The organism is Desulfobulbaceae bacterium, from assembly GCA_015231515.1.
GTDB lineage: Bacteria > Desulfobacterota > Desulfobulbia > Desulfobulbales > VMSU01 > JADGBM01.
Map to the genome: position 1 here is coordinate 1 of JADGBM010000170.1, position 4,711 is coordinate 4,711.

Here is a 4,711-nt window from a genome sequence, read left to right on the forward strand (position 1 = left end):
CTGCTTGGTTTTGGTAGTATTTCATTGTCAATAATACAAGATGCCAAAGCCTCTCCGAGACAATCTACCGCTTCTTCCAATGCTTCTTCATATGTTTCTCCATCAGTAAGAGCGTGTGGAACATCACGAAATGATACAGTGAAAAACCCACCTTCTTTTGTAATCGTTGCCGGATATATAAATCTCATAACCGCATCTCCTTAGATGTCTTTCTTGTTTATGCCTAATTGAGCTAGCATCTTGTTTAAAAGTCCTGGGCCTATCTCTTTCTTAAGGTCTTTTATTGTGGTCTTGTTTTGACCAACTCTCAAGGTGCTATGACTCCCTTTGCCATGGGCCTTGACGATCTCAATGTTTACGTCTTGATCTTTCGACCATTTTTTTATTTTCTTGAGAAGTTCGTTTCCGTTCATAAAATATATTTTCGTACATTAGTGTACGAATGTCAATGTATTTTTTTCGATTTCAAAAAAGGGGACATATTTATTTATTGACGTTCACCCACCTGTCATGGTGAAGATCTTTAATATTTGTGGCATAAAAATCAGCGCCCCCATTTAGGCCAACAAATTCACCCAGAACAAGGACAAGGTAACAAGTAACAAGTCTATCCCCGTTTTCTCTCAAGCCCAGAAATTTTATCGTGGTACGTCCCCCATTTCTCGTCCCCCATCTCTCTTCGTCCCCCATTTCTCTTCTTTAAAAAAAGTGGGACTAAACTTTGCCCATAAAATACCTTTGGTGATCCATATAAAGTCAATATCAAATTCTTGACCTTGTGCATCAATAAGGTGATTATAATAGTTATTCAGTATACGCATAATCATTTAAATAGGCTAAAATGAAGTATTGGTGATGACTATTGGAGACAAATTGAAACAACTGCTGCAAGAACGTGGTTGGTCACAAGCCCAACCTGGCAAACAAGCTTACTGTTCACCAATAACAAATTTCAGGATATGAACGAAACCTTCACATTCCCAAAACAGATGTGATTATCCGGATAGTAAAAATATTCAATATATCACTCGATTACCTTGTTCTTGATGAGCGTGATGACTTGCCAGCCATAAAAATTGGGGATAGGGATTTGTTGCGGTGCCTTGAAGAGATCGACCGATTATCAGAGCATGACGAAGCAACAATCAAGAAATTTTGGATGCCTTTATTTTAAAAAACCAATTTCAACGCCTTGCCACAACGACAGGCGTTCATAATGCGGCATAAAAGAGGTGAAGCCTATGAACGAAGCAGCATTAAAGAAACACGAAATTTACAACAAACTTGGTGGCCTTTCCGGACCGGAATTGGGTTCTGTGGCCGATTTTATCGATTTCATGAAGCACAAGAAAAAACAGCCGACCAAAAAGAAAATTATCAAGCTGCAAGGACTCCTGAAAGACTACGATATTGACTTCGGGGAGCTAAAGAAATTCAAACAGGAGAGCTGGAACCACCTGGAAGGAGAAATCGGGAATGAATAGTTTTGTCACAGACACACAGGCACTGGTAAAGTTCATGATGGGCAGAAAGGTGATCAATAATTCCTGCCATCAGGCTTTTCTGGATGCCGACCAAGGGAAAAATGTGATCATCATCCCGGCCATCGTGTTAATGGAAGTGATGTATCTTTTTGAGAAGAACAGAATCGATGTGGACCTTTTGCAGGCCGAAGAATTGATGCAAAGTGAGAATTACCAGTTTGAGCCACTCAGCTTGGAAATTTTGAAAGCCGCCTCCGAGATCAACGATATCCCCGAACTTCATGACCGCCTTATTGCTGCCACTGCAAAGCATCTGGATATTCCCATAATCACCAACGATCCAGAAATCCTGAAGTCCAGCTTTGTCACCCACCTGAAATAAAGCAGGATTCGGATATCGCCTTCCGGCTCTGAACGGTACTTCTGGCCAACCTCCGGGAAATCCCGCAGCAGTTGCGCTTTGTCGTAGATGCCCGCGATGACTTTGTGGGCAGCAGCAGGATTGTCGCCGGCAATGTAGTCATGAATATCTTTCAGCCATTGTTCTGCTTCCCTGGCCCACCTCAGCTTTGCCATGTTCGAATCCGGTGTGACATCTCTTCATCTGAAATGACCCGTCCGGATCGAGCATCGTCAAGCCCTCGTTCAATCATTCTTTCAAAGGCAAGTTCCCTGATGATTTCAAAGGATGTCCCGCAATCCACACCTATGATGGCAACCACAATCTCAACCTGATCACCGACCCGTTCGGCAAGCAGACGCAGAATACCTATGACGCCGAGTTCCGCCTGACCGATATCATCGATCCACTGACCACCAAAGCACAATCAAATGAATCGCCAATGACGGGCAAGGTTGGGTTTTTCCGTCTCCCCGCCTGAGCATCCAGGTTTTTCCGAGCGACATCGCGGGAAATTTCCAGGGTCTCGGTCACTGTCCGGCCCTGCGCCACCAATCCCGGAACATCCTCAGAGGTGGCGAGATAGGCGCCTTCCGACAGTTTCTCCACGTGGATATTGATAATTTGTTCCATGACCCTTTCTCCTATCCCGCCACATGTGGCGGAGTTTCTCCGTAGCGCTGCTTAGATTTATTTAGCACATAAGTACAATTTTTTTCAGCTTTTTAACACTGCTTTAATATAACCCTGGTAAAGTTCGCAGGGTTTATGGTGACGGGCGGGACGATAAAATGGCCTGTTGTTAAGATGGTTCTCTGTGGATAAGGAATGACAGGATGAAACAGGTTTTCTGGGTTAGCGAATGGACGTCAAAACGGGTGGTTTGTTGGCGCATGCTTTTGATCCTCTTCCTGTTGCTGGGACCGGGAGCACTCAAGGCAGCCTGGGGGCAAGGCCAAAGAATGTATTCTTTAAAAGTTCCGCATGGGATTACTGAGAATCTTAAGTCAGGGCGTGCAGCCGATATCATTGTACTCTTTGATGCGGAAGCGGTGGAAGATGAAGTCAGGGCCATGAGGCAGGCACGAGGTATAAAATTCGATGACAAAGTGATTTTGGACTATCGGGCCCAGCGTTACCGGCAGCGCAAGGAGCAGCTTTTTGCTACATTGCCCATGGCAGATATCGATACATTGGCAGAGTACCGACAGCTTCCTCTGACGGCCTTGCGGCTTCATTCCTTGCAAGCGCTTGAGGGGCTTTCGTCACATCCTCAAGTGTTAGCCGTTTACCCAGATGAAATCCTTACGCCCACTCTGAATCAAAGCCTGCCTTTGACTGGCCAGCCTGCGGCGGTCTCTGCCGGCATGGCGGGGAACGGAACAACCGCAGCGGTTATTGATACAGGGGTTGACTGGACCAATAACGCCTTTGGCGATTGCACTGCACCAGGAATACCGGCTGAAACCTGTAAAATCAAGGCGACTGTCGAGATGGCCCCTGACGACGGCATGCTTGACAGTACCGGGCACGGAACCAATGTTGCCGGCGTGGTAACGGGAGTTGCACCTGGAACCGGCATTGTTTCGTTTGATGTATTTGACCAAGAAGGTTTTAGTTCTTCGTCACTTGTTGCCCAGGCTATTGATTGCGCCATAACCAATAAAGATGTCTACAATATTATTGTCCTGAATCTCAGCATGGAAGGCGGTTCCAAATATACCGAACCATGTGAAAATGCCTTTGAGGTCGCCTTTTATTTGGCGTTGGAGGCCGGCATAATTCCGGTAAGCGCATCCGGCAATAGCGCTTACCAGAATCAAATTTTCAGTGATGGGCTGCCCAGTCCGGCCTGTACCCGAAAACTTGAAAGGATATTTCCCAGGGTCAAAGCCGCGACACCGCTGTCTCCGGCCGGGATAAGTGTTGGCGCCGTTTATGACAGTTCAGTTGGCTCCAGGGGGTGGGGAAGCTGTTTCGACTCCACCACGGTGGCTGACCAGATCGTCTGTTTTTCAAACAGCTCCTCCTATTTGACTTTGCTAGCCCCTGGGGCGGTCATCACCGCAGCAGGCAGCGCCATGAGCGGCACTTCCCAGGCCGCCCCCCATGTATCTGGTGCAATCGCTCTGCTGCGCCAGGATTATCCGACTGAAACGAATGAGACCATTGGTCAAATGCTCACAGGTAATGGCCTCGCCATTACCGATCCGCGCAATAGTGCGACAACCCCCCGGCTTGACTTGACTGTTTTTGGCCCACCACCGGAGCCCCCGTCTGTTCCGGTAATGGGGGGCGGGGGCCTTGCCGTGCTTATTTTGATGCTGCTTATCGGCTATTGGTTGCTGCCTGAAGACAGAAAACGAGAGTCGACGGTATGAGCCTATTCCTGAATGACGAGACGGTGCCGTTCACTGGCAGTTCCCGTGAAAAAATTGTCTTTACCATGAAGTTTATCGGGCTTGTTATCGTTTGTTTTTTCCTGCTCGGAGTACAGAATAATGAGTTTTTCAATCCCCTGAATTCTCTCAATGCCAGGGTGCTTGCCGAGATCCTTACACTCCTGGGGAAAAAGGCTGAGGTGAACAACGAACTGGTATCTGCGGGTGGTTTTAGGGTCAAAGTGATCACGGAGTGCTCTGCCGTTTACCTGATGGCGCTTTTCGGCTGTTTTGTTTTGAGTTTTCCGGCCTCCGCCAGAAAAAAATGCTCGGCCTCACCATTGGGCTTCCCCTTATCTGGGCGGCAAACCAGTTCAGGTTAACCACAATTTTTGCTGTTGGTCTGTTCAACAGGATTTACTTTGAACTCGCCCACATTTATTTCG

9 protein-coding genes are annotated in these 4,711 nt (G+C 47.2%); 5 read left to right on the top strand and 4 right to left on the bottom strand.

What is annotated here, in order from left to right; genetic code table 11:
• Positions 1-188: type II toxin-antitoxin system HicB family antitoxin (locus tag HQK80_15545; protein MBF0223607.1), on the bottom strand; the 188-nt coding region annotated here is incomplete at its 3' end.
• 12 nt (positions 189-200) lie between these two features.
• Positions 201-413, bottom strand: a complete 213-nt coding sequence (locus HQK80_15550; protein ID MBF0223608.1) for a hypothetical protein — start codon at positions 411-413, stop codon at positions 201-203.
• Between the two features lie 828 nt (positions 414-1,241).
• Between HQK80_15550 and HQK80_15555 the strand changes: the two genes are divergently transcribed.
• Positions 1,242-1,484 carry a hypothetical protein gene (locus HQK80_15555; GenBank protein ID MBF0223609.1) on the top strand — a complete coding sequence of 81 codons (243 nt, stop codon included), beginning with the start codon at positions 1,242-1,244 and terminating at the stop codon, positions 1,482-1,484.
• Positions 1,477-1,866, top strand: a complete 390-nt coding sequence (locus HQK80_15560) for a PIN domain-containing protein (protein ID MBF0223610.1) — start codon at positions 1,477-1,479, stop codon at positions 1,864-1,866. The genes HQK80_15555 and HQK80_15560 overlap by 8 nt, the downstream gene beginning before the upstream one ends.
• Here the strand turns inward: HQK80_15560 and HQK80_15565 are convergent.
• Positions 1,764-2,060: a type II toxin-antitoxin system RelE/ParE family toxin gene (locus HQK80_15565; GenBank protein ID MBF0223611.1), complete on the bottom strand. Its 297-nt coding sequence runs from the start codon at positions 2,058-2,060 to the stop codon at positions 1,764-1,766. The genes HQK80_15560 and HQK80_15565 overlap by 103 nt on opposite strands.
• 53 nt (positions 2,061-2,113) lie before the next feature.
• Here HQK80_15565 and HQK80_15570 point away from each other — a divergent pair, with 53 nt between their 5' ends.
• The gene (locus HQK80_15570) at positions 2,114-2,365 is read left to right on the top strand and encodes an RHS repeat protein (GenBank protein ID MBF0223612.1); all 252 of its coding nucleotides are present in this window, start codon (positions 2,114-2,116) and stop codon (positions 2,363-2,365) included.
• On the opposite strand, the gene HQK80_15575 is transcribed toward HQK80_15570, so the two are convergent.
• Complete coding sequence (locus tag HQK80_15575; GenBank protein ID MBF0223613.1) at positions 2,254-2,517, bottom strand: DUF1902 domain-containing protein; 264 nt, start codon at positions 2,515-2,517, stop codon at positions 2,254-2,256. The genes HQK80_15570 and HQK80_15575 overlap by 112 nt on opposite strands.
• Positions 2,518-2,720: 203 nt before the next feature.
• On the opposite strand from HQK80_15575, the gene HQK80_15580 reads away from it, so the two are divergent.
• Complete coding sequence (locus tag HQK80_15580; protein MBF0223614.1) at positions 2,721-4,265, top strand: S8 family serine peptidase; 1,545 nt, start codon at positions 2,721-2,723, stop codon at positions 4,263-4,265.
• Positions 4,262-4,648, top strand: a complete 387-nt coding sequence (locus tag HQK80_15585) for a hypothetical protein (GenBank protein ID MBF0223615.1) — start codon at positions 4,262-4,264, stop codon at positions 4,646-4,648. The genes HQK80_15580 and HQK80_15585 overlap by 4 nt, the downstream gene beginning before the upstream one ends.
• Positions 4,649-4,711 lie beyond the last annotated feature (63 nt).

Bases quoted from the DNA above. Each gene is read 5' to 3' on its own strand.
- HQK80_15550 (MBF0223608.1), bottom strand. From the start codon at position 413: ATGAACGGAAACGAACTTCTCAAGAAAATAAAAAAATGGTCGAAAGAT.
- HQK80_15555 (MBF0223609.1), top strand. From the start codon at position 1,242: ATGAACGAAGCAGCATTAAAGAAACACGAAATTTACAACAAACTTGGT.
- HQK80_15560 (MBF0223610.1), top strand. From the start codon at position 1,477: ATGAATAGTTTTGTCACAGACACACAGGCACTGGTAAAGTTCATGATG.
- HQK80_15565 (MBF0223611.1), bottom strand. From the start codon at position 2,060: ATGGCAAAGCTGAGGTGGGCCAGGGAAGCAGAACAATGGCTGAAAGAT.
- HQK80_15575 (MBF0223613.1), bottom strand. From the start codon at position 2,517: ATGGAACAAATTATCAATATCCACGTGGAGAAACTGTCGGAAGGCGCC.
- HQK80_15580 (MBF0223614.1), top strand. From the start codon at position 2,721: ATGAAACAGGTTTTCTGGGTTAGCGAATGGACGTCAAAACGGGTGGTT.
- HQK80_15585 (MBF0223615.1), top strand. From the start codon at position 4,262: ATGAGCCTATTCCTGAATGACGAGACGGTGCCGTTCACTGGCAGTTCC.